This window comes from Xenophilus azovorans DSM 13620 (assembly GCF_000745855.1).
Classification (GTDB): domain Bacteria; phylum Pseudomonadota; class Gammaproteobacteria; order Burkholderiales; family Burkholderiaceae_C; genus Xenophilus; species Xenophilus azovorans.
Window position 1 is genome coordinate 25,739 of record NZ_JQKD01000006.1, and the last position, 25,243, is coordinate 50,981.

Here is a 25,243-nt window from a genome sequence, read left to right on the forward strand (position 1 = left end):
CTCGTTATCGTCTTACCTCGAATACAGTTCCACGATCAGCGATTCGTTGATGTCGGCGCCGAATTCGTCGCGGTCCGGCACCTTCTTGAACGTGCCTTCCGCCTTGTCGGCGTTGACTTCCACCCAGCCGGGCATGCCGACCTGCTGCGCCAGTTGCAGCGCCTCGATCACGCGGGCCTGCTTCTTCGACTGCTCGCGCACGGCAACCACATCGCCCGGCTTCACCAGGTACGAGGGAATGTTCACCGGCTGGCCGTTGACCGTGATGGCCTTGTGCGACACGAGCTGGCGCGCCTCGGCGCGGGTCGAGCCGAAGCCCATGCGGTAGACGACGTTGTCCAGGCGCGATTCCAGCAGGAACAGCAGGTTGGCGCCGGTGTTGCCGCGGCGGCGGTCGGCTTCCTCGAAGTAGCGGCGAAACTGCTTTTCCAGCACGCCGTACATGCGCTTGACCTTCTGCTTCTCGCGCAGCTGCAGGCCGAAGTCGGAGGTGCGCTGACCCGAGGTGCGGCCGTGCTGGCCGGGCTTGGAGTCGAACTTGGCCTTGTCCGCGATCGAGCGGCGGGCGCTCTTGAGGAACAGGTCGGTGCCTTCACGGCGGGAGAGCTTGGCCTTGGGGCCGAGGTAGCGTGCCACGGTATTTTCCTTTGAGTCTTCTGCCGCAGTCGCCTGCGGGAGCCATCAGTCGCGTCGGTCGATGGCGGTGGGCTTGGGGTGGTGAAAAAGCAAAACGCGCAGACCGCCTCGCGGCGGGCTGCGCCTGGCGCCAGCGCTCAGATGCGGCGGCGCTTCTGGGGGCGGCAGCCGTTGTGCGGCACCGGCGTCACGTCGGAGATCGAGGTGATGCGGATGCCCAGCGCGGCCAGCGCGCGCACCGACGATTCGCGACCCGGGCCGGGGCCCTTGATCTCGACGTCCAGGTTCTTGATGCCCTGCTCGACCGCGGCGCGGCCGGCCACTTCGGAGGCCACCTGGGCCGCGAAGGGGGTCGACTTGCGCGAGCCCTTGAAGCCCTGGCCGCCCGACGAGGCCCACGACAGTGCGTTGCCCTGGCGGTCGGTGATCGTGATGATGGTGTTGTTGAACGACGCGTGCACGTGCGCGATGCCGTCCGCAACGTTCTTGCGGACCTTCTTGCGCACGCGCTGGGCGGCGTTGTTGGCGGGAGACTTTGCCATGCTCTATTCCTTACTTCTTCAGGGCCTGGGCAGCCTTGCGCGGACCCTTGCGGGTGCGGGCATTGGTGCGCGTGCGCTGGCCGCGCATGGGCAGGCCGCGACGATGGCGGAAGCCGCGGTAGCAGCCGATGTCCATCAGTCGCTTGATGTTCATCGTCGTCTCGCGGCGCAGGTCGCCCTCGATCGTGAACTGGGCAATCTGGTCGCGGATCTTCTCGAGGTCCGCGTCGGTCAGGTCCTTGACCTTCTTCGCGTAGTCGATGCCGCAGGCTTCGCAGATCTTGCGAGCGCGCGTGCGACCGATGCCAAAGATCGCCGTCAGGCCGATTTCGGCGTGCTTGTGCGGCGGGATGTTGATGCCAGCGATACGTGCCATGTGCGTCCTCTAGAACTCTCGAATCAACCCTGGCGCTGCTTGTGGCGCGGGTCGGTGCAGATCACGCGCACGACGCCCTTGCGGCGGATGATCTTGCAATTGCGGCAGATGGTCTTGACCGAAGCCGAAACTCTCATTTCATTTCTCCTGAAACTCTCTCGTGGGCGCGATTCACTTCGCCCGAAACACAATGCGCGCCCGGCTCAAGTCGTAGGGCGTCAGTTCCACCGTCACCTTGTCTCCGGGAAGGATGCGGATGTAATGCATGCGCATCTTTCCCGAAATGTGGCCGAGGACGATGTGACCGTTTTCCAGCTTGACCCGGAAAGTTGCATTGGGAAGGTTCTCAAGGACCTCCCCCTGCATCTGGATCGCATCGTCCTTGGACATGTCGTCACCGTCATCAGCCGCCCAGCGAGGTCTTGAAGTTCGCTTTCTTGAGCAGCGATTCGTACTGCTGCGACATCAGGTAGTTCTGCACCTGGGCCATGAAGTCCATGGTGACGACCACGATGATCAGCAGCGAGGTGCCGCCGAAATAGAACGGCACGTTGTATCTGAGGATCAGGAACTCCGGCAGCAGGCACACGAAGGTGATGTAGATGGCACCGGCCAGCGTGAGGCGTCCCAGGATCTTGTCGATGTAGCGGGCCGTCTGATCGCCGGGACGGATCCCGGGGATGAAGGCGCCGCTCTTCTTCAGGTTGTCGGCGGTCTCGCGGCTGTTGAACACGAGCGCCGTGTAGAAGAAGCAGAAGAACACGATGGCGCCGGCGTACAGCGCCGTGTAGACCGGCTGCCCCGGCGCCAGCATCGCGGCGATGTCCTTGAGCCATCGCATGCTGTCGCCCGAGCTGAACCAGCCCACGATGGTGGCCGGCAGCAGGATGATCGACGACGCGAAGATCGGCGGAATCACCCCGGCCATGTTCAGCTTGAGCGGCAGGTGCGAGGCCTGGCCGCCGTAGATCTTGTTGCCCACCTGACGGCGCGCATAGTTCACCAGGATCTTGCGCTGGCCGCGCTCGACGAACACCACGAACCAGGTCACCAGCGCCACCAGGACGACGATGAACAGTGCCACGATCACGCTCATCGCACCCGTGCGCACCAGCTCCAGCAGGCCGCCGATCGCGCTCGGCAGGCCGGCGGCGATGCCGGCGAAGATGAGGATCGAGATGCCGTTGCCCAGGCCGCGCTCGGTGATCTGCTCGCCCAGCCACATCAGGAACATGGAACCGGCCGTCAGGCTCACCATCGCCGTGATGCGGAAGCCGAAGCCCGGCGCGATCACCAGGCCGGGCGACGACTCGAGCGCCACCGCGATGCTCATCGACTGGAACAGCGCCAGGCCCAGCGTGCCGTAGCGCGTGTACTGGGTGATCTTGCGCCGGCCGGCCTCGCCTTCCTTCTTGAGCTGCTCGAACTGCGGCATCACGTAGGTCATCAGCTGCATGATGATCGACGCCGAGATGTACGGCATGATCCCCAGCGCGAAGACCGTGAAGCGCGACAGCGCGCCGCCCGAGAACATGTTGAACAGGCTCAGGATGCCGCCCTGCTGCCCCTGGAAGAGCTGCGCCAGCTGGTCCGGATTGATGCCCGGCACCGGGATGTGCGCCCCGATGCGGTAGACCACGAGCGCAAGCAGCAAGAAGACGAGCCGGCGACGCAGGTCGCCGAACTTGCCGGTCTTGGCGAGCCCCTGCTGCCTGGTCATCGCGTTGGTTGCCACGTTCGGTCTGCTTTCCGCCCTGGGCTTCAGGCCACGCTGCCGCCGGCCGCCTCGATGGCAGCCTTGGCGCCGGCGGTCGCGCCGATGCCCGTCAGCTTGACGGCCTTCGTCAGTTCACCCGACTTGATGATCTTCACCACCTTGGCGAGCTGGCCGACCAGGCCGGCCTGCTTGAGGGCCAGCATGTCGACCTCGGCCGCGCCCAGCTTGTCGAGCTGGGCCAGCGTGACCTCGGCGTTGAACTTCAGCGAAGCCGACTTGAAGCCGCGCTTGGGCAGGCGGCGCTGCAGCGGCATCTGGCCGCCTTCGAAGCCGACCTTGTGGAAGCCGCCGGCGCGGGACTTCTGGCCCTTGTGGCCGCGGCCCGCGGTCTTGCCCAGGCCGGAGCCGATGCCGCGGCCGACGCGGCGCTTGGCATGCTTGGCGCCCGCTGCGGGCTGGATGCTGTTGAGTTCCATGTCAGAGCACCTTCACCAGGTAGGCGATCTTGTTGATCATGCCGCGCACGGCGGGCGTGTCCTGCAGCTCGCTCACACTGTTGAGCTTGCGCAGGCCCAGGCCGCGCACCGTGGCACGGTGCGATTCCTTCGTGCCGATGGGGCTGCGGACCAGCTGGACCTTCACGGTCTGTTGTTGCGTCGTCATCGCGTTCTCTCCGATCAGGCGCTGAAGACTTCTTCCACCGTCAGCCCGCGCTTGGCAGCGACTTCGGCCGGGGTGGTGGAGTTCTTGAGCGCGTCCAGGGTCGCGCGGACCATGTTGTACGGATTGGACGAGCCGTGGCTCTTGGCCACGACGTCGGTGATGCCCATCACCTCGAACACGGCACGCATCGGGCCGCCGGCGATGATGCCGGTCCCCTTGGGGGCCGGTGACATCATCACCTTGGAGGCGCCGTGGTGGCCGGTCACTTCATGGTGCAGGGTGCCGTTCTTGATCGACACCTTCAGCATGTTGCGGCGGGCTTCTTCCATCGCCTTCTGCACGGCGGAGGGCACTTCCTTGGACTTGCCCTTGCCCATGCCGACGCGGCCGTCGCCGTCGCCGACCACCGTCAGCGCCGCGAAGCCCAGGATCCGACCACCCTTCACCACCTTGGTGACGCGGTTGATCGAGATCATCTTCTCGCGCAGACCGTCCTCGGGACCCTCGGCGCTCGTTCTTGCCTGAATCTTTGCCATCTTGAATTCCTGATTCGTGCGCGTTCGCTTAGAACTGCAGCCCGGCTTCGCGGGCGGCTTCGGCCAGCGCCTTCACGCGACCGTGGTAGGCGAAGCCCGCACGGTCGAAGGCCACCTTCTCAACGCCGGCGGCCTTGGCGCGCTCGGCGATGCGCTTGCCGATGATCGTGGCGGCAGCGGCGTTGCCGCCCTTGCCGGCACCACCGAGCGAGCTGCGCACTTCGGCTTCGGCGGTGGAGGCCGTGGCCAGCACCTTGGAGCCGTCGCCGGAGATCACGGTGGCGTAGATGTGCAGGTTGGTGCGGTTCACCGTCAGACGCGCGACGCCTTGCGTGGCAATGCGGATGCGGGTCTGGCGGGCGCGGCGCAGGCGCTGTTCCTTTTTGGTCAACATCATGCGGCCTCTTACTTCTTCTTGGTTTCCTTGATCACGATCCGCTCATCGGCATAGCGGATGCCCTTGCCCTTGTAGGGCTCGGGCGGACGGATCGCGCGGATCTCGGCAGCCACCTGGCCGACGCGCTGGCGGTCGGCACCCTTGATGACGATTTCCGTCGGGGCGGGGGTGGCCACGGTGATGCCCGCAGGCATCTCCTTGTTGACGGGGTGCGAGAAGCCGACCGACAGGTTCAGCTTGCTGCCCTGGGCCTGGGCCTTGTAGCCCACGCCGACCAGCGTCAGCTTCTTCTCGAAGCCCTTGCTCACGCCCACGACCATGTTGTTGACCAGCTGGCGCACGGTGCCGCTCATCGCGTTGGCTTCGCGCGACTCGTTCGCCGGCTCGAAGCTGAGCTGGCCGTCCTTGCTGGTCACCTTCACCAGCGCGTTGGCGGCGATGGACAGCTGGCCGCCCGCGCCCTTCACGCTGATCTGGTCTTCCTTGATCGACACGTCCACGCCTTGCGGGACGGCGACCGGCATTTTTCCGACTCGGGACATTGTTCAGTTCCTCCGCATCAGGCGACGTAGCACAGCACTTCGCCGCCCACGCCGGTGGCGCGCGCCTTGCGGTCGGTCATCACGCCCTTGGGGGTGGTGACGATGGCCACGCCCAGGCCGTTCTGGACCTTGGGGATCGCGGTCGCGCCCTTGTACACGCGCAGGCCGGGGCGGCTCACGCGCTCGATGCGCTCGATCACCGGGCGGCCGGCGTAATACTTCAGCGAGATTTCGAGTTCGCTCTTGCCGGCTTCGGTCTTGACCTGGAAGCCGTCGATGTAGCCCTCGTCCTTCAGCACCTGGGCGATCGCGACCTTCACCTTGGAAGACGGGACCGACACGGTGGGCTTCGCGACCATCTGCGCATTGCGGATGCGCGTCAGCAGGTCGGCGATGGGATCACTCATGCTCATGTTTCTTGCTCCTGCCTGCGCGTCTTACCAGCTGGCCTTGGTCACGCCGGGGATGTCGCCGGCGAAGGCCAGTTCGCGGACCTTGGCGCGGCCCAGGCCGAACTGGCGGAAGGTGCCGCGCGGACGGCCGGTGATTTCGCAGCGGTTGCGCTGGCGCGTCGGGTTGGCGTTGCGCGGCAGCTTCTGCAGCGCCAGGCGCGCGGCAGCGCGCTCCTCGTCGCTCTTCTTGGCGTCGCCGGCGATCGCCTTCAGTTCTTCATGCTTCTTCGCGTACTTGGCGACCAGCTTGTCGCGCTTGAGTTCGCGCTGGATCAAAGCAACTTTTGCCACAGGGTCACCTTTAGTTCTTGAAGGGGAAACGGAAGCCCTGCAGCAGCGCCTTGGCTTCTTCGTCGGACTTGGCGGTCGTCGTGATGCTGATGTTCAGGCCACGCAGCGCATCCACCTTGTCGTACTCGATCTCGGGGAAGATGATCTGTTCCTTGACGCCGATGTTGTAGTTGCCGCGGCCGTCGAATGCGCGGCCGCTGATGCCGCGGAAGTCGCGCACGCGGGGCAGCGCCACGGTGACGAAGCGGTCCAGGAACTCGTACATCTTCACGCCGCGCAGGGTGACCATGCAGCCGATGGCCTGGCCTTCGCGGATCTTGAAGCCGGCGATGGCCTTGCGGGCCTTCGTCACCACCGGCTTCTGGCCGGCGATCTTGGTCAGGTCGGCGACGGCGTTGTCCATCACCTTCTTGTCGGCCACGGCCTCGCTCACGCCCATGTTCAGCGTGATCTTGGTCAGGCGCGGGACCTGCATCGGCGACTTGTAGCCGAACTTCTCGGTCAGTTCTTTCGCGATCTTCTCGCGGTAGTGTTGTTGCAGTCGGGCCATGATGTCCTCTTCCTCGCGGCTTAGGCAGCCTTGATCTGTTCGCCGCTGGACTTGAACACGCGCACGCGCTTGCCGTCCACGAGCTTGATGCCCACGCGATCGGCCTTGCCGGTCGCGGCGTTGAAGATCGCCACGTTGGATTGGTGGATCGGCATGGCCTTCTCGACGATGCCGCCGGTCGTGCCCTTCATCGGGTTCGGCTTGGCATGCTTCTTGACGAGGTTGACGCCCTCGATCACGACATGGCTCTCGCCGGCGCGCAGCGACACGGTGCCGCGCTTGCCCTTGTCGCGACCCGCGATCACGATGACCTGGTCGCCCTTGCGAATCTTGTTCATGGCGCGTGTGTCCTTACAGAACTTCGGGAGCCAGCGAGACGATCTTCATGAACTTCTCGGTGCGCAGCTCGCGCGTGACCGGTCCGAAGATGCGGGTGCCGATCGGCTCCAGCTTGGCGTTGAGCAGCACGGCGGCGTTGCCGTCGAACTTGACGAGCGAGCCGTCGCCGCGGCGGATGCCCTTGGCGGTGCGCACCACCACGGCGTTGTAGATCTCGCCCTTCTTGACGCGGCCGCGCGGGGCCGCTTCCTTGACGCTGACCTTGATGATGTCGCCGACGCTGGCGTAACGACGCTTGGAGCCGCCGAGCACCTTGATGCACAGGACGGACTTCGCACCCGTGTTGTCGGCCACGTCGAGCCGGGATTCAGTCTGGATCATTGTGAGTAGTTCCCAACTTGTACCGACACGGCCACCAAAAGGCCTTGCCGGTCAGTCTTGGGCCCGTCGTCGGCGCGCCGGTCCGAAGGACCTGGGCACACCTTCGCATGGGCGAAAGTTTCCGCTTTTGAAAGCGAAGCCCGCGATTGTGGCACGCACCGAAAGGGCTGTCAACGCCCTGCCTACGGCCCGCCCGCCGGGCGGCCACGGGGGCGGCGTCACGGCGGCTGTTTAGACTGCCCGCCGCCATGACGCGCCCCTCCGCCGCCCCGGCTCCCGCGGCCGACCGCCCGATCTCCCGCCGGACCCTGCTGCGCCGGACCGCGGCGCTGGCCGCCGCGCCCTGGGTCGCCGCCTGCGACAGCCCGGCGCAGGCGCCCGCCGCGGCAGGCCCCGCCCGGCTGGCGCTGCTGGGCGAGGCCCGCTGGCCCCACGCCCTGCCCTTCGGCGGCACGGCGCTCGGCGGGCTCTCGGGCGCCGACTTCGACGCCCGCACCGGCGAATACCTGCTGCTGAGCGACGACCGCGCCGATCGCGGCCCGGTGCGCTTCTACACGGCCGAGTGGCCCGCCCAAGAGCCCGCGCCGCGCCTGACAGGCGTGGTGCCGCTGCAACAGGCCGGCGGCACGCCGTGGCCGAACCGCCGCCAGGCACCGCCCGGCGTGCCGGTGGCGGACCCGGAGGCGCTGCGGCTGCGCCCCGGCACCGGCACGCTGCTGTGGAGCACCGAGGGCGACGTCGACCGCGGCTTCGGCCCGGCGCTCTACGAATCGGCGCGCGACGGCCGGCTGCTGCGTGAATTCGCGCTGCCGGCGATGTTCCGGCCCGACCCGTCCGGCGGGCGCGGCCCGCGCGACAACGAGGGCTTCGAGGGCCTGGCGACCACGCCCGACGGCCGTTTCGCCTGGCTGGCGATGGAAGGCGCGCTGGTGCAGGACGGCCCGCTGCCCACCGTGGACGACGCCGGCGGCCCCTGCCGCTTCACCCAGGTCGACCTGGCCGGCGGCCGGGCGGTGCGCCAGATCGCCTACGTGCCGGACGCCGTCCCGCTGCGCCCCGCCGTGCCCGACACCTATGCGGACAACGGCGTGAGCGAGGCGCTGATGATCGACGCGCGCCGCATGCTGGTGCTGGAGCGCGCCTGGGCCCTGGGCCGCGGCAACTCGCTGCGCCTGTACGAGATCGACACCCGCGCGGGCAGCGACACGCTGGCGCTGGACACGCTGCGCCCCGGCAACCACCGCCCCGCGCCCAAGCGGATGCTGGCCGACTTCGCCCGGCTCGGCCTGGCGCGCCTGGACAACACCGAGGCCCTGTGCTGGGGCCCGCCCCTGCCCGACGGCCGCCGGCGCCTGCTGGCGGTCAGCGACGACAATTTCAACCCGACGCAGATCACCCAGTTCGCCGTCTTCGCCTTCACGGACCCGCCCTCGCCATGACCACTTCCCCCACCCTGCCCCCGGTCGCCTTCATCGGCGGCGGCAACATGGCCAGTGCCATCCTCGGCGGCCTGCTGCGCGCCGGGCTGCCGGCCGCCTCGTTCGAGATCGTCGAGCCCTGGGACGAGGCGCGCGAGCGCCTGCAGCGCGACTTCGGCGTCGCCGCCCGGCCGGCACCCACCGAGGCGCTGGCGCGCTGCGGCGTGTTCGTGTGGGCGGTCAAGCCGCAGGTCTTCGGCGAGGCGGCGCGCGCCGCGCAGCCCTTCGCCGGCCATGCGCTGCACCTGAGCGTGGCGGCGGGCATCCCCTCGCAGAGCATCGCCGGCTGGCTGGGCACCGAGCGCATCGTGCGCGCCATGCCCAACACGCCTGCCCTGGTGGGCCAGGGCATGACCGGGCTGTTCGCCCGCGCCGCGGCCGGCGAGTCCGACCGCGCCGCCGTCGAGCAACTGCTCGCCCCCACCGGCCAGCGCCTGTGGGTGCAGGACGAGGCGCTGCTCGACGCCGTGACGGCGATGTCCGGCTCCGGGCCCGCCTACGTGTTCTTCTTCATCGAGGCGATGGCCGAGGCCGGCGCCGAGATGGGCCTGCCGCCCGAAGACGCGCTGCGCCTGGCGGTGGGCACCTTCACCGGCGCCTCGGCGCTGGCGGCGGCGTCGAGCGAGCCGCCGGCCGTGCTGCGCGAGCGCGTCACCTCCAAGGGCGGGACGACGCACGCCGCCATCACCTCGATGCAGGCAGCGGACGTGAAGGAGAAGTTCAAGGCCGCGATCCGCGCCGCGCAGCAGCGGGCCGGCGAACTGGCGGCGGAGTTCGGTCAGCCCAGCGCGTAGGCTGCGGCCACGCCGGCGAAGATGGCGAAGCCCACCCAGTGGTTGAGCCGGAAGGCCTTGAAGCAGCCTTCGCGCGTGCGCTGCCGGATCAGCATCCAGTGCCACGCCGCCTGCGCCGCGGCAGCGGCCAAGCCGACGTAGTAGAGCGCACCCAGTCCGAGCCGCGCGCCGGCCCAGGCCCACATGGCGATGAACAGGGCGTAGCTCGCCATCACCGCCGCCACGTCGAAGCGGCCGAAGGTGATGGCCGAGGTCTTCATGCCGATGCGCAGGTCGTCGTCGCGGTCGACCATCGCGTATTCGGTGTCGTAGGCCAGCACCCAGAACAGGTTGCCGGCCAGCAGCCACCAGGCCAGCCACGGCACCTCGCCGGCGACGGCCGAGAAGGCCATCGGGATGCCGAAGCTGAAGGCCACGCCCAGCACCGCCTGCGGCACCGAGACGATGCGCTTGGCGAAGGGATAGGCCAGCGCCACCGCCAGCGCCGCGAAGGACCAGAGGACGGTCGGCCCGTTGGTGGTGAGCACCAGCGCGAAGGCCGCCAGCGCCAGCGCGGCGCCCAGGGCCAGCGCTTCCTTCACCGACACCTCGCCGGTGGTGACGGGCCGCCGGGCGGTGCGCTTGACGTGGCGGTCGAAGTCGCGGTCGGCCACGTCGTTGACGCAGCAGCCGGCGCTGCGCATGAGGATGGTGCCGAGCACGAAGACGATCACCAGGTGCCAGCCCGGGAAGCCGCCGGCCGCGAACCACAGCGCGCTGAGCGAGGGCCACAGCAGCAGCAGCCAGCCGGCGGGCCGGTCCCAGCGGATCAGGTCCAGGTAGACGGCAAGCCGCCCGCGCGGGGCGGGCGGCTGGAGGGCACCGGTACTCATCGCAATCTCTCCATCGTCCGATTGTCTTCGGAAGGCCGCGGAGCAGGCCATGCCAGCGACCGCCGCGGAACCGGCTTTGCCGGGCCGCTGACGGTGCCCCCTTGCAGGGGGTTGCCGAAGCGGAACGAAGTCCGCGCAGGCTGGGGGTTATTCCTCAAGTAACGAACGCAGCATCCATGCGGTCTGGTCGTGCACCGAGCAGCGTGCGGTCAGCATGTCGGCGGTCGGGTCGTCGCCGGCCTCCTCGGCCACCGGGATGAACTCGCGCGCGATGCGCGACACCGTCTCGTGGCCCTTGACCAGGATGCGCACCATCTCCATCGCCTTGGGCGGCGTGGCCGGCACGTCGGGCACGGTGGCGATCTTGCTGAACTCGGCGTACGAGCCGGGCGCGTAGTGGCCCAGGGCGCGGATGCGCTCGGCGATCACGTCGGTGGAGTTCCACAGCTCGGTGTACTGCTCCATGAACATGGCATGCAGCGAGTTGAAGTGCGGGCCCGTCACGTTCCAGTGGAAGTTGTGCGTGGTCAGGTACAGCGTGTAGGTGTCGGCCAGCACGCGCGACAGGCCTTCGGCGATGGCGGCGCGGTCCTTGCGGTCGATGCCGATGTTGATGATCGGCGCGGCGCGGCTGCCGCCCGACTCGGGCGCCACCCGCTCGCCGCCCTTGGCGGGCACGGTGCCCTTGGCGGCCGCCGGCGCGGCGGCCACGGCGGAAAGGCTCTTGCTGTTCTTGCTGGGCTTGGAGGACTTGGCCATGTCGGTGTTCCTTGGTTGCTGTCGGGAAAGAGAGAGGTCTCGCTGCCGAATCTAGGCGCCGCGAAGCGGCTTCGCAAGGCACGACACTCTATCGCGTCGATGCAGCTTCATCATCGCCCGCCGCGTAGGCCGCCGCCGCAAGACGCCCGCCTCAGGACAGCCGCTTGACCCCGGGCAACTCGCACGCGTAGATCGCGTTGCGCAGCGCGGCGATCGCCTCGTAGCGCGTGAAGCTGCGCCGCCACGCCAGCACCACGCGGCGCGAGGGCGGCTCGCCGCCGGTGTCGCGCACCGGCAGGTAGCGCACGATGGGCGCCGCGTCCTTGGCGCGGCTGCGGGGCTTGAGCGCCTCGGCCGGCACCGACAGGCGAGGCACCAGCGTCACGCCCATGCCGGCTGCCACCATGTGCTTGATGGTCTCCAGCGAGGAGCCCTCGAAGCTCTTGCGGATGCCCTCGGCGTTGCTGGAGAAGCGCGCGAACTCGGGGCACACCTCCAGCACGTGGTCGCGGAAGCAGTGGCCGGTGCCCAGCAGCAGCATGGTCTCGTTCTTCAGCTCGTCGGAGCTGACCGACTCGCGCGCGGCCAGCGGGTGCGAGACGGGCACGGCGGCCATGAAGGGCTCGTCGTACAGCGGCGCGATGGCCAGGCCGGTGTCGGGGAAGGGCTCGGCGATGATGGCGCAGTCGATGTCGCCCGAGCGCAGTTGCTCCAGCAGCTTGACGGTGAAGTTCTCCTGCAGCACCAGCGGCATCTGCGGCGTGCGGGCGATGTTCTGGCGCACCAGGTCGGGCAGCAGGTAGGGGCCGATGGTGTAGATCACGCCCAGGTTCAGCGGGCCGGCCAGTGGGTCCTTGCCGCGCTTGGCGATCTCCTTGATGGTGGCGGCCTGGTCGAGCACGGTCTGCGCCTGCTGCACGATCTGCTCGCCCAGCGGGGTGACGGTCACCTCGCCGGCGCTGCGCTCGAAGAGCTTGACCTCCAGTTCCTCTTCCAGCTTCTTGATCGCCACCGAGAGCGTGGGCTGCGAGACGAAGCACGCCTCCGCCGCCTTGCCGAAATGGCGCTCGCGGGCGACCGCGACGATGTATTTCAGTTCGGTCAGGGTCATAGCTTGCTTCAATTATGCGCGGCGGGCGTGGACGGCGGCGGCGCCGCTGGCCACGGATGTCTCCGGCGGCCGCATCGACGACTTTCGTGTTACGGCGTTACGTAACACGAAGGGCCTCATGGTCCGTAACGAGCGGTCCCTGCCGGCATCGGCCAGGACCGGCACGGCTGAAAAAGACCAATGGCCACAAGCCCTTGACGCATGCGGCCGGCGCGCGTGCGATGGCCGCGGCGCCCGGCATGCATGTTGCCCCTGAGCAGCCATGAAGCACGCCGCACCTCCGCCCTCCTCCCCGAGCATCCCGGCCGCCGCCTGGGCCCCGCCCGACTTCGAAGGCGCCTGGCCCGAGGTCGAGGAGATCAGCAGCGACTCGATGCCGTTGCAGGGCGAATCGGACTTCGAGCGCTGGAACCGCCTGACGGACAGCTACGCGCGCATGTGCGCCCGGGCCATGGCCTACCGCCGCGTGCCCGCGGCGCGCATGAACCGGGTGGCTGCCGAGCTGGAAGTGCTGGCGGCCCGCTTCCAGATCAACGCGCCGCTGCCCTGGCCGAAACTGTCGGCGGCGGCGGAGCCTCCGCGGAGGCCGAAGCCCCCTGCCGCCCTGCACTGGTGGGCCGGGCTGCGACGCCTGGCCGGCTGAGTCGGCCGGCCGCGCCCTCTCAGGCCTTGAGGTATTCAGCCCGGGTGCCGAGCCAGCGGTCCACGTGGCGCCGCGCCAGCTCGGGGTGGCCATCGAGCAGCCGCGGCGCCAGCTCGCGCGCCCAGTCCAGCAGCCGGCCGTCGGTGGCCAGGTCGGCGAAGCGCAGCAGCGGCGCGCCGGACTGGCGGGCGCCGAGGAACTCGCCGGGGCCGCGGATCTCCAGGTCGCGCCGCGCGATCTCGAAGCCGTCGGCGGTCTCCACCATCGCCTTCAGCCGCGCCCGCGCCGCCTCGCCGACGCGGCCGCTGTCGCCGGTGGCGTAGAGCAGCACGCAGGCCGAGGCCGCCGCGCCGCGACCCACCCGGCCGCGCAACTGGTGGAGCTGCGACAGGCCGAAGCGCTCGGCGTGCTCGATCACCATCAGGGAGGCGTTGGGCACGTCCACGCCGACCTCGATGACGGTGGTGCTGACCAGCACGTGCAGCGTGCCGGCAGTGAACTCGGCCATCACCGCCTGCTTCTCGGCAGTGGGCATGCGCGAGTGCAGCAGGCCGACTTGAACGCGCTCGCCCAGCGCCTCGGCCAGCTCGTCGCGCGTGGCGGTGGCGTTGCGCAGGTCGACGGCCTCGCTCTCCTCGATCAGCGGGCAGACCCAGTAGACCTGCCGGCCCTGGGCGAGCTGTCCCTGGATGCGCTCGATCACCTCGTCGCGGCGGTGCTCGGCCACCAGCCTGGTGATGACGGGCGTGCGGCCGGGCGGCAGTTCGTCGAGGGTGGAGACGTCCAGGTCGGCGTAGTAGCTCATCGCCAGCGTGCGCGGGATGGGGGTGGCGCTCATCATCAGCAGGTGCGGCTCCAGCGCGCCTTCGGCCTTGCCGCGCAACGCGAGCCGCTGCGCCACGCCGAAGCGGTGCTGCTCGTCGACGATGGCCAGCGCCAGCCGGGCGAAGCGCACCTTCTCCGAGATGACGGCGTGCGTGCCGACCACCAGCGCCGCCTCGCCGCTCTCCACGGCGGCGGCCATCGCGTCGCGCTCGCGCTTCTTCTGGCTGCCGGTGAGCCAGGCCACGCGCAGGCCGCGCTCGGCCAGCAGCGGGTCGAGCCAGCCCACCAGCTTGCCGAAGTGCTGCGAGGCGAGGATCTCGGTCGGCGCCATCAGCGCGCACTGGAAGCCCGCGTCGATGCAGCGCGCCGCGGCCAGCGCGGCCACCAGCGTCTTGCCGGAGCCGACGTCGCCCTGCAGCAGCCGGTGCATGGGCTGCGCGCGCGCCAGGTCGCCGGCGACCTCGCCGTCGGCGCGGCGCTGGGCGCCGGTGGGCGTGAAGGGCAGCACACCGAGCAGTTGTGCATGCAGCGAGCCGGCGCCGTCCGGCGCACGCAGGATGGGCGCACGCTGCGCCGCGCGCTCTCGCCGCGCCTGGAGCTGCGAGAGCTGCTGCGCCAGCAGTTCCTCGGCCTTCAGGCGCTGCCAGGCGGGATGGCTGTGGTCCTCCAGCGTGGCGAGCGCCACGTCGGGCGCCGGGTAGTGCAGGAAGGACAGCGCCTCGCGCAGCCCCCAGGCGCGCGGCGGCATCAGGTGCGCCGGCACGATGTCGTCCAGCGGCGCGCGCGCCAGCCCGGCCTGCACGGCGCGGCGCAGCACGGGCTGGGCCAGGCCTGCCGTGGTGCCGTACACGGGCGTGAGCGCCAGCGGCAGCGGTGTGCCGGCAGCCTTCACGGTCGGGTGCATCATCGTCCGCCCGAACAAGTAGCCCCCACGCTCCCCCGCTGCGCGTGGTCCGCTGCCCCCCAAGGGGGCGCTTTGGCCCTTGGGGCGGCCCGGCGGGCCAAAGCCGCCCTTGACCTCGCCCCGCACGCGCACCCGGCTGCCCGGCGCGAGCTGCTTCTGCTGCGAGGGATAGAAGTTGAAGAAGCGCAGCTGCACCGTGTCGCTGCCGTCCTCCAGCGTGGCCAGCAGCTGGCGGCGCGGGCGATACACCACCTCGCACTCGGTGATCACGCCCTCCACCTGCGCCGTGTCGCCCTCGCGGGTGCTGGCCAGGGGCACGATGCGCGTCTCGTCCTCGTAGCGCAGCGGCAGGTACAGCGCGAAGTCGATGTCGCGGACCAGGCCCAGCTTCTTCAGCGCGCGCTGCACGGCGCTTTCGCCACTGCCGGGGGCGCGCTGCGGGGGCGCATCGGCAGGGGCGGGGGGCTTCGAAACGGGCATGGGAGAATTCTGCCCTTCAAGAAAGCGCCGGGCCGTTCCCAAGCTTTCTTGCTCCCCCTCGGGGGGCGGGCTGGGCGCAGCCCGGACCTGGGGGCCTGCAACTTCTTGGCACGGGCTCGTCCAGCCCTCAAGCATGCGTTCCTTCACCCTCTCCGACTTCGATTTCGCGCTGCCGCCCGAGCTGGTGGCACAGCATCCCGCCGCCGAACGCTCCGCCTCGCGCCTGCTCGACGGCACCATCTCACCGCCCACCGACCGCATCTTCCGCGACCTGCCCAGCTTGCTGCGCGCAGGCGACCTGCTGGTCTTCAACGACACGCAGGTGGTCAAGGCGCGCCTGTTCGGCGAGAAGCCAACCGGCGGCAGGCTGGAGCTGCTGGTCGAACGCGTGCTGACGGACGGCGAGGTCGTCTGCCACATGAAGGTGAGCAAGAAGCCGCCCGTGGGCACGGTGCTGCGCATGGTGGGCGGTTTCCGCGCCACGCTGCTCGGCCGCTGGCCGGAGAAGGACGGCGCCCTGTTCCGCCTCGCCTTCGCAAGCGACGACGGCGCCGACCCCTACGCCCTGATGGCGCGCCACGGCCACGTGCCGCTGCCGCCGTACATCGCGCATGCCGATTCCGAGGACGACGTGCGCCGCTACCAGACCGTGTTCGCCCGCGTGCCCGGCGCCGTGGCCGCGCCGACGGCGGCGCTGCACTTCGACGAAGCGCTGCTCGCGCAACTGGACGCCGCCGGCGTGCAGCGCGCCAGCGTGACGCTGCACGTGGGCGCCGGCACCTTCCAGCCCGTCAAGACCGAGAACATCGCCGAGCACGTGATGCACGCCGAGCGCTACGAGGTGCCGCCGGCGACGCAGCAGGCCATCGCCGACTGCCATGCGCGCGGCGGCCGCGTGGTGGCGGTGGGCACGACCACCGTGCGCACGCTCGAATCCTGGGCCGCGAGCGGCGAGGCGTCGGGCGACACGCGCATCTTCATCACGCCGGGTTTCCGCTTCCGGCACGTCGACCTGCTCGTCACCAACTTCCATCTGCCCAAGAGCACGCTGATGATGCTGGTGAGCGCCTTCGCCGGGTACGAGCGGATCATGGCGCTGTACGCGCATGCCGTGCGCGAGCGCTACCGCTTCTTCAGCTACGGCGACGCGATGCTGCTGGCGCGCGCCGGCGACGCCTGAATCACACCAAGGAGGGAAAACAACATGCAAGAAGACTCTCTGCGCAAGGACTTCGCCAAGACCATCCTGTGGTCGCTGCTGGCGCTGTTCCTCATCCCCGCGGCCTGCCTGTGGTTCACCACACACTCGCTGGCGGAAGACCAGGGGAAGCTCGACCGCGCCGTCGCCGCGCGCATGGCGAAGGACCCGCGCCTGTCGGCCGCCGAGCGCGAGGAGATCCAGGCCTTCTACACCCGCCATCCCGTGGCGCAGCTGTGCCGCGACGATGCGCCGGAGGCCGCGCGCTTCCGCGCCGCGAGCTGCCCGGCCTACGGCGAGCTGTGGCAGTTCACCTGGATGCGCCTGCTCTCCATCGCCACGCTGGCGGCCGGCGTCGCCATCCTGGCCTGGCTGGCGCTGCTGGGCGCGCTGGCCTTCGCCAACCGCGCTCTGCAGTACGCCAGCTTCGTCGCCGGCTGGCGCACGCTCACCTTCGCCAGCGCCGCGATGGTGGTGGTGCAGGGCGCCATGTGCGTGTGGCTGTCGTTCTGGGTCACGGCCTTCTACACGCACAAGTACTACCCGAAGCTGATCATCGCGGTCGGCCTGCTGGTGCTGGCCGCCGCCGTGGTGGTGATCCTGAAGATCTTCCAGCGCAGCGCCGAGGGCAGCGCTGCAGACGGCGAACTGGTGTCGGACGCCGACGCGCCGCGCCTGTGGCAGCGCATCCGCGACATGGCCGCCCGGCTGGGCACGCCCGCGCCCGACCACCTGATCGCCGGCATCGACGCCAACTTCTTCGTCACCGAGGCGCCGCTGGCCGTCGGCGGGCTGGTGCTGCAAGGCCGCAAGCTCTACGTGAGCGTGCCCCTGCTGCGCCAGCTCGACCGCGAGGAAGCCGACGCCGTGCTGGCCCACGAGCTGGCGCACCTGAGCGGCGGCGACGCGCGCAGCAGCGCCGCGCTCGGCCCCAAGCTCGACCAGTTCGACCGCTACCTCGCGCACCTGTACGAAGGCGGCGCCTCGCGCGTGGTGCTGCCCTTCCTGCGGCTGTACCGCATGGTCTTCCAGCTCGCCCTGTCGCGCGAGAGCCGTGCGCGCGAATTCATGGCCGACGGCACCGCGGCCCGGCTGGTGTCGCCGCGCGCGATCAGCCACTCGCTGGTCAAGATCGCCGCCTACGCCAGCTACCGCGCCGACACCGAGGGGCGCCTGTTCAGCCGCGACGAGCGGCTGGGCGAGTCGCTGAGCATCGGCCACAGCGTGGCCTCGGGCCTGCCGCAGTGGGCCGGCTCGGAGGCCTTCATGGAGGCCATGACCGAGGGCCGCGTGCCGCACCCCTACGACAGCCACCCGCCGCTGCGCGAGCGCATGGCCCAGGTCGGCCACGTGGAGCCCGAGATGCGCTTCGCCGCCATCGTGACGCAGCCGGCGGCCGCCACCTGGGTGGACGACATCGCCACCGCGGCCGAGATCGAGTCGCGCCTGTGGGCCGCCTACGAGCAGGACTTCGCCGCCGAGCACGAGCAGCACCTGGCCTGGCGCTATGAGCCGGCCAACGACGAAGAACGGGCGCTGGTGCTCAAGCACTTCCCCGCGCAGTCCTTCGCGCTGAAGGACGGCCGCAGCGTCGGCATCGCCTACACCGGCATCGCGCCGCCCGACGGCAGCGCAGAGATCGCGTGGGACGCCGTCAAGGGCCTCGAATACAAGGACGGCAGCTTCGGCGACACGCTGGTCGTCAAGCTCAACGAGAAGGGCCTGGTCGGTGCCAAGGCGGTCAAGCTCAAGCTCGCGGGCCTCAAGGGCGAGGCGAAGCAGCAATTCAAGGCGGTGCTCGGCCACTACTGGCAGCGGCACCAGCACATGCGGGCCTACCAGGCCTTCAACGCCGCCGCGGCCTGAGCCATGCGTGCGCTCCCGTTGTCGATCCTGAAGGTCCTGCTGGCGGCGCTGCCGGCCCTGGCCGCCGCGCGCGGCTACACGCCGCAGGGCGCGTGCGGCGACTTCGCCCGGCTGCCGATCGCCAGCCCTGCGGGCACCTGCGTGGCGCTGCTGGCGGACGAGGCCGAGGGCCTGCGCGCGCCGCGCCGCATCCTCGAAGTCGCGCCGGGGCGCTACTGGATCGCCGACATGGGTTCGTGGGAGCCGCGGCGCGGCCGCCTGCTGGAGATGACGCTGCCCGCGGACGGCCCGGCGCCCCGCCGCGCGCGCATCGCCGTGCTGGCCAGCGGCCTGGACCGGCCCTCGGGCCTGGCGCTCGGCCCCGACGGCAAGGTCTACGTGGGCGAGGCGGGCCAGGTGTGGCGCACCGCGGTGCCCGGCCCCGGCGGCGCGCTGCAGCGCGAAACCGTGCTCGACCAGTTGCCCGCCGACGGCACGCACCCGCTCAAGGAGATCGCTTTCGGCCCCGGCAACCGCCTGTACGTCAACGTCGGCTCCAGCAGCGATGCCTGCCGCGAGGGCAGCCAGCCGCCCGCCCTGCCCTGCCCCGACGGCCAGGGCGAGCGTCCGCGCGCCGCGGTGTACGAGGCGCAGCTCGGCGGCCCGCAGATGACGGTGCAGCGCTTCGCACCCTTCGCCACCGGCCTGCGCAACAGCATGGCGCTGGCCGTGCTGCCCGACGGCGCCGAAGGCCTCGTGCTGCAGGGCGAGAACTCCATCGACTACCGCGACCCGCAGTCGCCGCCGGAGGAGCTGAACCTGCTGCAGCGCGGCCGCCACTACGGCTGGCCCTACTGCGTCGGCAAGCGCAGGAGCGCGCAGGGCTACGAAGGCCGTTACGACTGCGCGAAGACCGAGGCGCCGCTGACCCTGTGGCCCGCGCATGCCGCGCCGCTGCAGATGATCCCCGGCCCGGCCAACACGCCGTTCGCCGGCCAACTGCTCGTCGCCTGGCGCGGCCCGCAGGCCAGCGGCCACCGCGTCGTCGGCTTCCGGCTGGGCAAGGACGGCCTGCCCGCGGGCAAGCCCGTCGACTGGCTCTTCGACTGGCACGCCCAGGGCGGTATGCGCCCGATGGGCCGCCCCACCGGCCTGACGGTGGACCGCGCCGGCCGCCTGCTGGCGGTCGAGGACTACAACCGCACCGTGCTGATGCTGCTGCGCCAGGCGCCGGCCTCCGCCCCCAACCCTGCCCCGAAAAAATGACCGCCCTGCGCTTCGACCTGCTCGCCACCGACCCCGACAGCCACGCCCGCCGCGGCACGCTCACGCTCAACCACGGCGTGGTGCAGACACCGATCTTCATGCCCGTGGGCACCTACGGCACCGTCAAGGGCGTGATGCCGCGCAGCCTCGAGGACATGGGCGCGCAGATCATCCTGGGCAACACCTTCCACCTGTGGATGCGCCCGGGGCTGGACGTGATGCAGTCCTTCGGCGGCCTGCACGGCTTCGAGCAATGGCACAAGCCCATCCTCACCGACTCGGGCGGCTTCCAGGTGTGGAGCCTGGGCGCGATGCGCAAGATCAGCGAGGAAGGCGTGCGCTTCGCCTCGCCCGTCAACGGCGACAAGCTGCTGCTCACGCCCGAGGTCTCGATGCAGATCCAGACCATCCTCAACAGCGACATCGTCATGCAGTTCGACGAGTGCACGCCCTACGACACGAACGGCCACGTGACCACCGAGGCCGAGGCGCGCCACTCGATGGAGCTGAGCCTGCGCTGGGCGAAGCGCTGCCAGGCGGAGTTCGCGCGCCTTTCGAACCCCAACGCCCTCTTCGGCATCGTGCAGGGCGGCATGTTCGAGCACCTGCGCGAGGAGTCGCTGGCGGCGCTGGTCGACATGGACTTCCCCGGCTACGCCATCGGCGGCGTGAGCGTGGGCGAGCCCAAGGAGGAGATGCTGCGCATCATGGCCCACACGCCGCACCGGCTGCCGGCGCACAAGCCGCGCTACCTGATGGGCGTGGGCACGCCCGAGGACCTGGTGCAGGGCGTGGCCGACGGCGTGGACATGTTCGACTGCGTGATGCCCACCCGCAACGCGCGCAACGGCACCATCTTCACCCGCTACGGCGACCTGAAGCTGCGCAACGCGCGCCACAAGAGCGACCACCAGCCGCTGGATCCGAGTTGCACCTGCCATGCCTGCGCCGGCACGAGCGGCGTGAGCTGGGAACAGGGTGGCCGCGCAGGCTTCAGCCGTGCCTACCTGCACCATCTGGACCGCTGCGGCGAGATGCTGGGGCCGATGCTCACCACCATCCACAACCTGCACTACTACCTGAACCTGATGCGCGAGGTGCGCGAGGCGCTGGACGCAGGCGCCTACACGGCCTTCCGCGCCCGCTTCAAGGCCGACCGCGCGCGGGGCGTCTGACCTGCCGATGAAGAAAAAAGGCCCGGCAGCGGAATGCTGCCGGGCCTTTGCTCTTGCGGGCGACGCCGGATCAGTCGCGCAGTTCAGGCGGCAGCGTGCCGCCGTTGGCCGCGATGCGGCTCATCACCTGCTTGTGCAGCCAGATGTTCCACTCGGCCGAGCCGGGCTCGGCGTTGCCGGTGTAGATCAGTTCATTGGCCAGTTCCTTGCGCGCCGCCAGGCTGCTGTCCAGTCCCAGCAGCTTGAGCAGGTCGACGATGGAGGTGCGCCAGTTCAGCGCGCTGGCGCCGGGCATCGCGTCGAGGATGGGCGCCACCTCGCCCAGCGGGATGGCCGGAGGCGGTGCCGGCACGGCCGGAGCGCCGGCGGGCGCGGCCGCGGGCGGCGCAGCCACCACCTCGGAGGCGTTGGCCGACGGGAAAATCTTGGAAAAAATCTTTCCGAAAAAGCTCATGGATGCGGTCCTCGTCGTTCGTGTTGCGGGCTGGCGGCAAGGGAGCCCTGCCGCCGGCTGCGCGCGGGATGCGGCGCAGGGCGCAGTTCTAACACTTTGCGGCGACGGCCCTGGTAAAGATTGGCGTCGATCGTGCGGAAAGCCCGAACACCGCGACACGATCAGCCGGGCGACGCTGCCACGGCCGGCTGCGCGCCGCCCGGGTGCGCGGACGCGCCGCAGTCCGGGCAGAAGCGCGAGAAGGCACTCTTGCGCGCCTGGCAGTGCCCGCAATGGTCGAACAGGCCGATGCCGCAGTGCGGGCAGAAATTCAGCGCCCCGCCCGTGGGCTGCCCCGCCGCGGCCGCCTTCAGGTCCACCGGGCGCTCGCAGCCCGGGCACACGCCCTTGGCCAGACGCGCCAGCGCGGTGTCGTAGCCGAGTGCCTCGCGCCGCTGCTCGGCCGAATGGGCCTCGGCCTCCCTCTGCCGCGCCAGGTAGCGCTGCAGCCCGACGATGACATAGCGTCCCACCAGCACCGTGATGATGAGGCCCACGACGTAGCGGACGTAGCCGCCATAGCTGGGCAGGTAGGGCACCAGCTCGACGAAGAAAGCGAACAGGGCGAAGAGGATGAAGCCCCAGACGAAGGGCCACCACGTGCCCTGGCGCTTCTTCGCGAACAGCCAGCCCGCCACCAGCAGCAGAGGCAGCGTGAGCGCCAGGCGGTAGAGGAACACGCGCAGCTCGACGCGGCGCTGCTCGGCCTCCAGCTTCTCGTACGCCTCGGCCTCCAGCGCATGAAGCTCCGCCTGCCGCGCCTCCTGTTGCTGGCGGGCATCCAGGCGCTGCTGGCGCTGGGCGGCCGCCTGGCGCTGCGCGTCGTCCTCGGCGGCCTTGAGCGCATCGAGCTGGCGCGTGCGGGCGATGAGTTCGGCGTCCTGCTGCGGCAGTTGCGTGGCGCGGCGCGTGGCCAGCCAGTTGTCGAAGGTCTCGCGGGCGTTGCGGCTGGCCTGGCCGGTGGCCTGCACCTGCAGTTGCGCCTGGTCGAGCGCGCGCTGCGCGGCCTGCGCCTTCTCCTCGGCCTGGCGCACCGACTCGCGCAGCGCGTCGGCACGCCCGGGCGGCATGAAGTCCTCCAGTTGCAGCGTGCGCTCGACGCGCGGCAGATCGCCCACCACCGTGCCGCCCAGGCCGATCAGGAAACCGGCGAAGACCAGCGCCACCAGCCACAGGCCGCGGCGGAACCACTTCTCCGACAGACGCAGCGATTTGCTCATTGACAGTTCCTTCCTTGGAGACACCGAACAGGCTCTCAGATTTTCAGGCGCACCGGCGGCGCACCCAGGCCGGCGCGCGGCAGCCACTCGAAGACCGAGTCCACCGTCACCGTCTCGATGCGGTCCGAGAAGCGCTTCTCGTTCGGATGATCGTCGAAGGCCACGTTCGCGGCGCCGATGCGCCCGCCCAGCCGGGTGAACGGTCCGAGCCGCAGCGTGGTCGGCTCGTAGCCCTTGAAGCGAAGCCAGGCCTGCGCCTGCGTGCGCTGGCGCACCGTGCCGGGCTCCATCGCCAGGGCCAGGGTCTCGATGGCCCACTGGTTGGACTGCTGGTACTTCTGCCCCCAGGCGTAGCTGACGAGGCTGTAGGACCGCGTCGAAACCACCGACAGCGCCCGCGAGAGCTGCGGCGCCGGCTGCGAAAGCAGCGCCCACAACTGCTGCTGCACCTGCAGCGAGGGCACCTCCCATGCCGCCTCGTAGCGCCAGGGATCGTCGAGGAAGAACTCGCCCAGGCCCTGGCGCTGCACGATCGCCTCGGCGGTACCGCAGCGGTTGAGCTTGTGGACCACGCGCCAGGGGCCCTCGGCGCTCTTGTAGGCCCAGCCCATGTGCGACCAGCTCAGGCCGTAGCGGCTCAGGTCCTGGCCGGCCCGGGCCAACACCACCACCCGGGCGCCGCTGGCGTCCAGCGCCTGCGAGGTGCGCTGCGCCAGCTCCAGGCCGCGGGAGAGCGCGGCAGCCGTGGGCTGCCGTTCCTCGCACGAACGGCCGGCATGGGCCGACACCGGAAACAGGACCAGCCCCGCGAACGCCACCAGCGCGATCAGCAGCGCTGTGTGCAGCAGCCGGCGCAGCCAGCGGCGGCTTCGCGGCATCCGGGTCTCCTCCAGCTCGTAGGGGCCGAAGTTGGTGCGCGGCGGCCTCACAGCAGCCTCTCGTCGTGCAGCAGCGCCCGGCCGATGGCGTTGGGGATGAAGGCCAGCACCTCCCCAGCGGCCGAGAGCAGCACGCCGGTGCCGATCACGCTGACCTCCACCGACGCGCCCGTCGCCACCGACACCGCGCGGGCGCCGCGGTCCATCAGCCGCACGCTGGCCTGCGCGCCGTCGGAAGCACGCTCCAGCAGGTAGACGGTGCCGTCGGCCGAGGCTTCGACCGCCTTCACCGTGAGCACCGCGCCGCCCACCGACAGCGCGGCCGGCAGCGCCAGCGCCGTCGCGCCGACGGCGCCCGCCGCCGATGCGGCGCCCACGACGGAAGCCACCGGCAGCAGCGACAGGGCGGCAGAGGCTTCGCTCTGCGCTCGTGCGGGCGAAGCGGCCCCCAGGGCGAGGGCGACGGCCAGGCCCACTGCGGCGAAGACCGAACGGATGGAAGACGAACACGTGGCTTGCATGGTCATGACGGACTCCTGCGTAAGGTGGATTCGTGAGGAAGAAGAAGGCGCGCCAGGCTTCACTCGCCCCGCGCGGCGTCGCGTGCCTCGAGGGCTTCGCGGCGGCCGGCCAGGCGGGCGTCGGCCAGGTCGGCTTCATGGCGGTCGCGCAGCATCTTGGCCAGCGTGAAGGCCGAGCTGACCAGGAACAGCCAGCTCACGCCGAGGTACGCCTTGTAGGCCTCGTTGATCGGCATGCGCAGCAGGCCCCAGGCCGTCAGGCCCATGGCGGTGACAAAGCCGCCCCACACCACCAGCTTCCACATCGGCGTGTCGCCGGCTGCACCCGGATGCTGGTTGTCGCGCACGAACTTGGCCAGCATGAACACCGCCGAAAGGCAGAACACGTAGCCCATCACCATGAAGGCGCGCTCCAGGTTCTCGCCCGGCAGCCAGGCCAGGCCGGTGGCGCACAGGAAGACGGCGATGCCGAAGGAGGCCCAGGTCTGGAACTGCCAGGCGCGGGTGTCGCGCTGGATGCGGACGAGGGGAGCGGAGGTGTGCATGTGCTTGGTGCCTTGCGGCGGAGTTGAGGTGAGGCGGATGGTGCGGGCCATGCCGCGCAGGCGCATCGAATGAATGCACCCGTCTCCTTCAAGAACCTCATGGGTATCGTATTTCGATACCCTTCCTGCTTCACCAGCGGCGCGGCGCGGGGCGGGTCCCCTGGTGCAGGTCGGCCCGGGTGTAGGGCCGGTCGTGGCCGGCCAGTTCCACGGCCAGCCAGGCGACGAAGTCATGGGTGGGGGCGCGCCACCCCGGCTCCACCACCAGCAGCGGGGCCAGCAGCGCCGCGAACACCCAGTGGGCGCGGACGCGCAGGTGCGGCCAGCGGCGCTGCCGCAGCAGAAAGACCAGGCTGGCCGACGCGCCCAGCGCAAAGCCGGCGCCGACCTCCGTGGCCGAATGCGCGTCGAGCGCCGTGCGCGACACGCCGATCAGCGCGCCCAGCAGCCAGCCGGCAGCCGCCAGCGCCACGCGCAGCCGGTGCGTGCCGCGCGAACCCATGAGCCACAGTGCGACCGGCCAGAAGCAGGTCGAGAGCGCCGTGTGCCCGCTGATGCCGGTGAAGTCGAGCGCAGCGCTGCCCACCCCCCAGCCGAGGAAGAGCAGCTTCGTCAGGGCCACCAGCGCCCCGGTGGCGCCGAAGCACAGCACCCAGGTCCAGCCCTGCGGCCGCGTCGCCCGCGGGATCAGCAGCCACAGGGCGACCAGCGCCGCGCAAGGAAGCAGCAGCGCGCTGTCGCCCAGCCAGGTGAAGAGCTGCCAGCCGCTCACCGGATGCGCCCGGCGGGCATGGCGCCGTGGTGTGCGATGGAA

At 70.1% G+C, this 25,243-nt stretch carries 33 protein-coding genes; 7 read left to right on the forward strand and 26 right to left on the reverse strand.

Features of this window, described 5'->3' with window-relative positions; genetic code table 11:
• Nucleotides 1–12: 12 nt before the first annotated feature.
• From rpsD to rplN, 16 genes are all read right to left on the reverse strand, one after another.
• Nucleotides 13–636, reverse strand: a complete 624-nt coding sequence (rpsD, locus tag Q392_RS04415) for a 30S ribosomal protein S4 (protein ID WP_038201947.1) — start codon at nt 634–636, stop codon at nt 13–15.
• 137 nt (nt 637–773) lie between these two features.
• The gene (gene rpsK, locus Q392_RS04420; protein ID WP_038201952.1) at nt 774–1,178 is read right to left on the reverse strand and encodes a 30S ribosomal protein S11; all 405 of its coding nucleotides are present in this window, start codon (nt 1,176–1,178) and stop codon (nt 774–776) included.
• Nucleotides 1,179–1,188: 10 nt separating this feature from the next.
• Nucleotides 1,189–1,554 carry a 30S ribosomal protein S13 gene (rpsM, locus tag Q392_RS04425; RefSeq protein ID WP_038201955.1) on the reverse strand — a complete coding sequence of 122 codons (366 nt, stop codon included), beginning with the start codon at nt 1,552–1,554 and terminating at the stop codon, nt 1,189–1,191.
• A 23-nt stretch (nt 1,555–1,577) separates the two neighbouring features.
• Nucleotides 1,578–1,691, reverse strand: a complete 114-nt coding sequence (rpmJ, locus tag Q392_RS04430; protein ID WP_038201958.1) for a 50S ribosomal protein L36 — start codon at nt 1,689–1,691, stop codon at nt 1,578–1,580.
• A gap of 34 nt (nt 1,692–1,725) precedes the next feature.
• Nucleotides 1,726–1,944, reverse strand: a complete 219-nt coding sequence (gene infA / locus Q392_RS04435) for a translation initiation factor IF-1 (RefSeq protein WP_038201961.1) — start codon at nt 1,942–1,944, stop codon at nt 1,726–1,728.
• Between the two features lie 13 nt (nt 1,945–1,957).
• Entirely contained in the window at nt 1,958–3,274 is a 1,317-nt protein-coding gene (gene secY, locus Q392_RS04440; RefSeq protein ID WP_157007782.1) for a preprotein translocase subunit SecY, read from the reverse strand.
• A 41-nt stretch (nt 3,275–3,315) separates the two neighbouring features.
• Entirely contained in the window at nt 3,316–3,747 is a 432-nt protein-coding gene (gene rplO / locus Q392_RS04445; protein WP_038201966.1) for a 50S ribosomal protein L15, read from the reverse strand.
• Nucleotide 3,748: 1 nt separating this feature from the next.
• Nucleotides 3,749–3,934: a 50S ribosomal protein L30 gene (gene rpmD, locus Q392_RS04450; protein ID WP_038201969.1), complete on the reverse strand. Its 186-nt coding sequence runs from the start codon at nt 3,932–3,934 to the stop codon at nt 3,749–3,751.
• 14 nt (nt 3,935–3,948) lie between these two features.
• Nucleotides 3,949–4,470, reverse strand: a complete 522-nt coding sequence (gene rpsE, locus Q392_RS04455; protein ID WP_038201972.1) for a 30S ribosomal protein S5 — start codon at nt 4,468–4,470, stop codon at nt 3,949–3,951.
• A gap of 28 nt (nt 4,471–4,498) precedes the next feature.
• Entirely contained in the window at nt 4,499–4,864 is a 366-nt protein-coding gene (rplR, locus tag Q392_RS04460) for a 50S ribosomal protein L18 (protein WP_038202656.1), read from the reverse strand.
• Nucleotides 4,865–4,875: 11 nt separating this feature from the next.
• Entirely contained in the window at nt 4,876–5,409 is a 534-nt protein-coding gene (rplF, locus tag Q392_RS04465) for a 50S ribosomal protein L6 (RefSeq protein ID WP_038201975.1), read from the reverse strand.
• Between the two features lie 17 nt (nt 5,410–5,426).
• On the reverse strand, nt 5,427–5,822 hold the full coding sequence (rpsH, locus tag Q392_RS04470) for a 30S ribosomal protein S8 (RefSeq protein WP_038201978.1): 396 nt from the start codon (nt 5,820–5,822) through the stop codon (nt 5,427–5,429).
• Between the two features lie 24 nt (nt 5,823–5,846).
• Nucleotides 5,847–6,152, reverse strand: coding sequence for a 30S ribosomal protein S14 (rpsN, locus tag Q392_RS04475; protein ID WP_038201981.1), 306 nt, complete (start codon nt 6,150–6,152; stop codon nt 5,847–5,849).
• Nucleotides 6,153–6,162: 10 nt separating this feature from the next.
• Nucleotides 6,163–6,702 (reverse strand): 50S ribosomal protein L5, encoded by a 540-nt coding sequence (rplE, locus tag Q392_RS04480; protein ID WP_038201985.1) that lies wholly within the window; start codon nt 6,700–6,702, stop codon nt 6,163–6,165.
• 20 nt (nt 6,703–6,722) lie between these two features.
• Complete coding sequence (rplX, locus tag Q392_RS04485; protein ID WP_038201987.1) at nt 6,723–7,040, reverse strand: 50S ribosomal protein L24; 318 nt, start codon at nt 7,038–7,040, stop codon at nt 6,723–6,725.
• A 13-nt stretch (nt 7,041–7,053) separates the two neighbouring features.
• A complete protein-coding gene (gene rplN / locus Q392_RS04490) occupies nt 7,054–7,422 on the reverse strand; it encodes a 50S ribosomal protein L14 (protein WP_038201990.1) in 369 nt (122 codons plus the stop codon).
• Nucleotides 7,423–7,670: 248 nt separating this feature from the next.
• On the opposite strand from rplN, the gene Q392_RS04495 reads away from it, so the two are divergent.
• Together Q392_RS04495 and proC are read left to right on the forward strand one after the other, a co-directional pair.
• Nucleotides 7,671–8,861: an esterase-like activity of phytase family protein gene (locus tag Q392_RS04495; protein ID WP_051952895.1), complete on the forward strand. Its 1,191-nt coding sequence runs from the start codon at nt 7,671–7,673 to the stop codon at nt 8,859–8,861.
• Entirely contained in the window at nt 8,858–9,694 is an 837-nt protein-coding gene (gene proC, locus Q392_RS04500) for a pyrroline-5-carboxylate reductase (RefSeq protein ID WP_038201993.1), read from the forward strand. The genes Q392_RS04495 and proC overlap by 4 nt, the downstream gene beginning before the upstream one ends.
• Here proC and ubiA read toward each other — a convergent pair.
• The 3 genes from ubiA to Q392_RS04515 form a co-directional block, all read right to left on the reverse strand.
• Nucleotides 9,679–10,566, reverse strand: a complete 888-nt coding sequence (gene ubiA, locus Q392_RS04505) for a 4-hydroxybenzoate octaprenyltransferase (RefSeq protein ID WP_038201996.1) — start codon at nt 10,564–10,566, stop codon at nt 9,679–9,681. The two genes, proC and ubiA, sit on opposite strands and share 16 nt — an antisense overlap.
• A 147-nt stretch (nt 10,567–10,713) precedes the next feature.
• A complete protein-coding gene (locus tag Q392_RS04510; protein ID WP_084216826.1) occupies nt 10,714–11,325 on the reverse strand; it encodes a Dps family protein in 612 nt (203 codons plus the stop codon).
• Nucleotides 11,326–11,476: 151 nt separating this feature from the next.
• Nucleotides 11,477–12,436 carry a LysR substrate-binding domain-containing protein gene (locus Q392_RS04515; RefSeq protein ID WP_038202000.1) on the reverse strand — a complete coding sequence of 320 codons (960 nt, stop codon included), beginning with the start codon at nt 12,434–12,436 and terminating at the stop codon, nt 11,477–11,479.
• Between the two features lie 262 nt (nt 12,437–12,698).
• Between Q392_RS04515 and Q392_RS04520 the strand changes: the two genes are divergently transcribed.
• Nucleotides 12,699–13,079 (forward strand): hypothetical protein, encoded by a 381-nt coding sequence (locus tag Q392_RS04520; RefSeq protein ID WP_038202004.1) that lies wholly within the window; start codon nt 12,699–12,701, stop codon nt 13,077–13,079.
• A gap of 19 nt (nt 13,080–13,098) precedes the next feature.
• Here the strand turns inward: Q392_RS04520 and recG are convergent, their stop codons facing one another.
• On the reverse strand, nt 13,099–15,288 hold the full coding sequence (recG, locus tag Q392_RS04525; RefSeq protein WP_038202007.1) for an ATP-dependent DNA helicase RecG: 2,190 nt from the start codon (nt 15,286–15,288) through the stop codon (nt 13,099–13,101).
• A gap of 133 nt (nt 15,289–15,421) precedes the next feature.
• Between recG and queA the strand changes: the two genes are divergently transcribed.
• From queA to tgt, 4 genes are read left to right on the forward strand one after another with little or no spacing between them, the layout of a single operon-like run.
• On the forward strand, nt 15,422–16,468 hold the full coding sequence (gene queA, locus Q392_RS04530; RefSeq protein ID WP_038202008.1) for a tRNA preQ1(34) S-adenosylmethionine ribosyltransferase-isomerase QueA: 1,047 nt from the start codon (nt 15,422–15,424) through the stop codon (nt 16,466–16,468).
• Between the two features lie 24 nt (nt 16,469–16,492).
• Nucleotides 16,493–18,352, forward strand: a complete 1,860-nt coding sequence (locus Q392_RS04535; RefSeq protein ID WP_038202010.1) for a M48 family metallopeptidase — start codon at nt 16,493–16,495, stop codon at nt 18,350–18,352.
• A gap of 3 nt (nt 18,353–18,355) precedes the next feature.
• On the forward strand, nt 18,356–19,597 hold the full coding sequence (locus Q392_RS04540) for a PQQ-dependent sugar dehydrogenase (protein WP_038202012.1): 1,242 nt from the start codon (nt 18,356–18,358) through the stop codon (nt 19,595–19,597).
• On the forward strand, nt 19,594–20,772 hold the full coding sequence (tgt, locus tag Q392_RS04545) for a tRNA guanosine(34) transglycosylase Tgt (protein ID WP_038202016.1): 1,179 nt from the start codon (nt 19,594–19,596) through the stop codon (nt 20,770–20,772). Before Q392_RS04540 ends, tgt begins: the two co-directional genes overlap by 4 nt.
• A 70-nt stretch (nt 20,773–20,842) precedes the next feature.
• Here tgt and Q392_RS04550 read toward each other — a convergent pair whose 3' ends face one another.
• The 6 genes from Q392_RS04550 to Q392_RS04575 all read right to left on the reverse strand — a co-directional run bounded on the left by Q392_RS04550 (nt 20,843) and on the right by Q392_RS04575 (nt 25,201).
• A complete protein-coding gene (locus tag Q392_RS04550) occupies nt 20,843–21,226 on the reverse strand; it encodes a DUF3597 domain-containing protein (RefSeq protein WP_038202020.1) in 384 nt (127 codons plus the stop codon).
• A 161-nt stretch (nt 21,227–21,387) separates the two neighbouring features.
• Entirely contained in the window at nt 21,388–22,485 is a 1,098-nt protein-coding gene (locus Q392_RS04555; protein ID WP_038202023.1) for a zinc ribbon domain-containing protein, read from the reverse strand.
• Between the two features lie 35 nt (nt 22,486–22,520).
• Entirely contained in the window at nt 22,521–23,363 is an 843-nt protein-coding gene (locus Q392_RS04560; protein ID WP_051952933.1) for a DUF2145 domain-containing protein, read from the reverse strand.
• Between the two features lie 47 nt (nt 23,364–23,410).
• Entirely contained in the window at nt 23,411–23,884 is a 474-nt protein-coding gene (locus Q392_RS04565; RefSeq protein ID WP_245610645.1) for a hypothetical protein, read from the reverse strand.
• Nucleotides 23,885–23,943: 59 nt separating this feature from the next.
• The gene (locus tag Q392_RS04570; RefSeq protein WP_038202668.1) at nt 23,944–24,429 is read right to left on the reverse strand and encodes a YiaA/YiaB family inner membrane protein; all 486 of its coding nucleotides are present in this window, start codon (nt 24,427–24,429) and stop codon (nt 23,944–23,946) included.
• 130 nt (nt 24,430–24,559) lie between these two features.
• Complete coding sequence (locus tag Q392_RS04575) at nt 24,560–25,201, reverse strand: phosphatase PAP2 family protein (protein ID WP_038202028.1); 642 nt, start codon at nt 25,199–25,201, stop codon at nt 24,560–24,562.
• Between the last annotated feature and the right edge of the window lie 42 nt (nt 25,202–25,243).

What these genes read in the sequence shown, in the direction of transcription:
- rpsK (WP_038201952.1), bottom strand. Translation starts at nt 1,178, where the DNA reads ATGGCAAAGTCTCCCGCCAACAACGCCGCCCAGCGCGTGCGCAAGAAG.
- rpsM (WP_038201955.1), bottom strand. Translation starts at nt 1,554, where the DNA reads ATGGCACGTATCGCTGGCATCAACATCCCGCCGCACAAGCACGCCGAA.
- rpmJ (WP_038201958.1), bottom strand. Translation starts at nt 1,691, where the DNA reads ATGAGAGTTTCGGCTTCGGTCAAGACCATCTGCCGCAATTGCAAGATC.
- infA (WP_038201961.1), bottom strand. Translation starts at nt 1,944, where the DNA reads ATGTCCAAGGACGATGCGATCCAGATGCAGGGGGAGGTCCTTGAGAAC.
- secY (WP_157007782.1), bottom strand. Translation starts at nt 3,274, where the DNA reads ATGACCAGGCAGCAGGGGCTCGCCAAGACCGGCAAGTTCGGCGACCTG.
- rplO (WP_038201966.1), bottom strand. Translation starts at nt 3,747, where the DNA reads ATGGAACTCAACAGCATCCAGCCCGCAGCGGGCGCCAAGCATGCCAAG.
- rpmD (WP_038201969.1), bottom strand. Translation starts at nt 3,934, where the DNA reads ATGACGACGCAACAACAGACCGTGAAGGTCCAGCTGGTCCGCAGCCCC.
- rpsE (WP_038201972.1), bottom strand. Translation starts at nt 4,470, where the DNA reads ATGGCAAAGATTCAGGCAAGAACGAGCGCCGAGGGTCCCGAGGACGGT.
- rplR (WP_038202656.1), bottom strand. Translation starts at nt 4,864, where the DNA reads ATGTTGACCAAAAAGGAACAGCGCCTGCGCCGCGCCCGCCAGACCCGC.
- rplF (WP_038201975.1), bottom strand. Translation starts at nt 5,409, where the DNA reads ATGTCCCGAGTCGGAAAAATGCCGGTCGCCGTCCCGCAAGGCGTGGAC.
- rpsH (WP_038201978.1), bottom strand. Translation starts at nt 5,822, where the DNA reads ATGAGCATGAGTGATCCCATCGCCGACCTGCTGACGCGCATCCGCAAT.
- rplE (WP_038201985.1), bottom strand. Translation starts at nt 6,702, where the DNA reads ATGGCCCGACTGCAACAACACTACCGCGAGAAGATCGCGAAAGAACTG.
- rplX (WP_038201987.1), bottom strand. Translation starts at nt 7,040, where the DNA reads ATGAACAAGATTCGCAAGGGCGACCAGGTCATCGTGATCGCGGGTCGC.
- rplN (WP_038201990.1), bottom strand. Translation starts at nt 7,422, where the DNA reads ATGATCCAGACTGAATCCCGGCTCGACGTGGCCGACAACACGGGTGCG.
- Q392_RS04495 (WP_051952895.1), top strand. Translation starts at nt 7,671, where the DNA reads ATGACGCGCCCCTCCGCCGCCCCGGCTCCCGCGGCCGACCGCCCGATC.
- proC (WP_038201993.1), top strand. Translation starts at nt 8,858, where the DNA reads ATGACCACTTCCCCCACCCTGCCCCCGGTCGCCTTCATCGGCGGCGGC.
- ubiA (WP_038201996.1), bottom strand. Translation starts at nt 10,566, where the DNA reads ATGAGTACCGGTGCCCTCCAGCCGCCCGCCCCGCGCGGGCGGCTTGCC.
- Q392_RS04510 (WP_084216826.1), bottom strand. Translation starts at nt 11,325, where the DNA reads ATGGCCAAGTCCTCCAAGCCCAGCAAGAACAGCAAGAGCCTTTCCGCC.
- Q392_RS04515 (WP_038202000.1), bottom strand. Translation starts at nt 12,436, where the DNA reads ATGACCCTGACCGAACTGAAATACATCGTCGCGGTCGCCCGCGAGCGC.
- Q392_RS04520 (WP_038202004.1), top strand. Translation starts at nt 12,699, where the DNA reads ATGAAGCACGCCGCACCTCCGCCCTCCTCCCCGAGCATCCCGGCCGCC.
- recG (WP_038202007.1), bottom strand. Translation starts at nt 15,288, where the DNA reads ATGCCCGTTTCGAAGCCCCCCGCCCCTGCCGATGCGCCCCCGCAGCGC.
- queA (WP_038202008.1), top strand. Translation starts at nt 15,422, where the DNA reads ATGCGTTCCTTCACCCTCTCCGACTTCGATTTCGCGCTGCCGCCCGAG.
- Q392_RS04535 (WP_038202010.1), top strand. Translation starts at nt 16,493, where the DNA reads ATGCAAGAAGACTCTCTGCGCAAGGACTTCGCCAAGACCATCCTGTGG.
- Q392_RS04540 (WP_038202012.1), top strand. Translation starts at nt 18,356, where the DNA reads ATGCGTGCGCTCCCGTTGTCGATCCTGAAGGTCCTGCTGGCGGCGCTG.
- tgt (WP_038202016.1), top strand. Translation starts at nt 19,594, where the DNA reads ATGACCGCCCTGCGCTTCGACCTGCTCGCCACCGACCCCGACAGCCAC.
- Q392_RS04550 (WP_038202020.1), bottom strand. Translation starts at nt 21,226, where the DNA reads ATGAGCTTTTTCGGAAAGATTTTTTCCAAGATTTTCCCGTCGGCCAAC.
- Q392_RS04555 (WP_038202023.1), bottom strand. Translation starts at nt 22,485, where the DNA reads ATGAGCAAATCGCTGCGTCTGTCGGAGAAGTGGTTCCGCCGCGGCCTG.
- Q392_RS04560 (WP_051952933.1), bottom strand. Translation starts at nt 23,363, where the DNA reads ATGCCGCGAAGCCGCCGCTGGCTGCGCCGGCTGCTGCACACAGCGCTG.
- Q392_RS04565 (WP_245610645.1), bottom strand. Translation starts at nt 23,884, where the DNA reads ATGCAAGCCACGTGTTCGTCTTCCATCCGTTCGGTCTTCGCCGCAGTG.
- Q392_RS04570 (WP_038202668.1), bottom strand. Translation starts at nt 24,429, where the DNA reads ATGCACACCTCCGCTCCCCTCGTCCGCATCCAGCGCGACACCCGCGCC.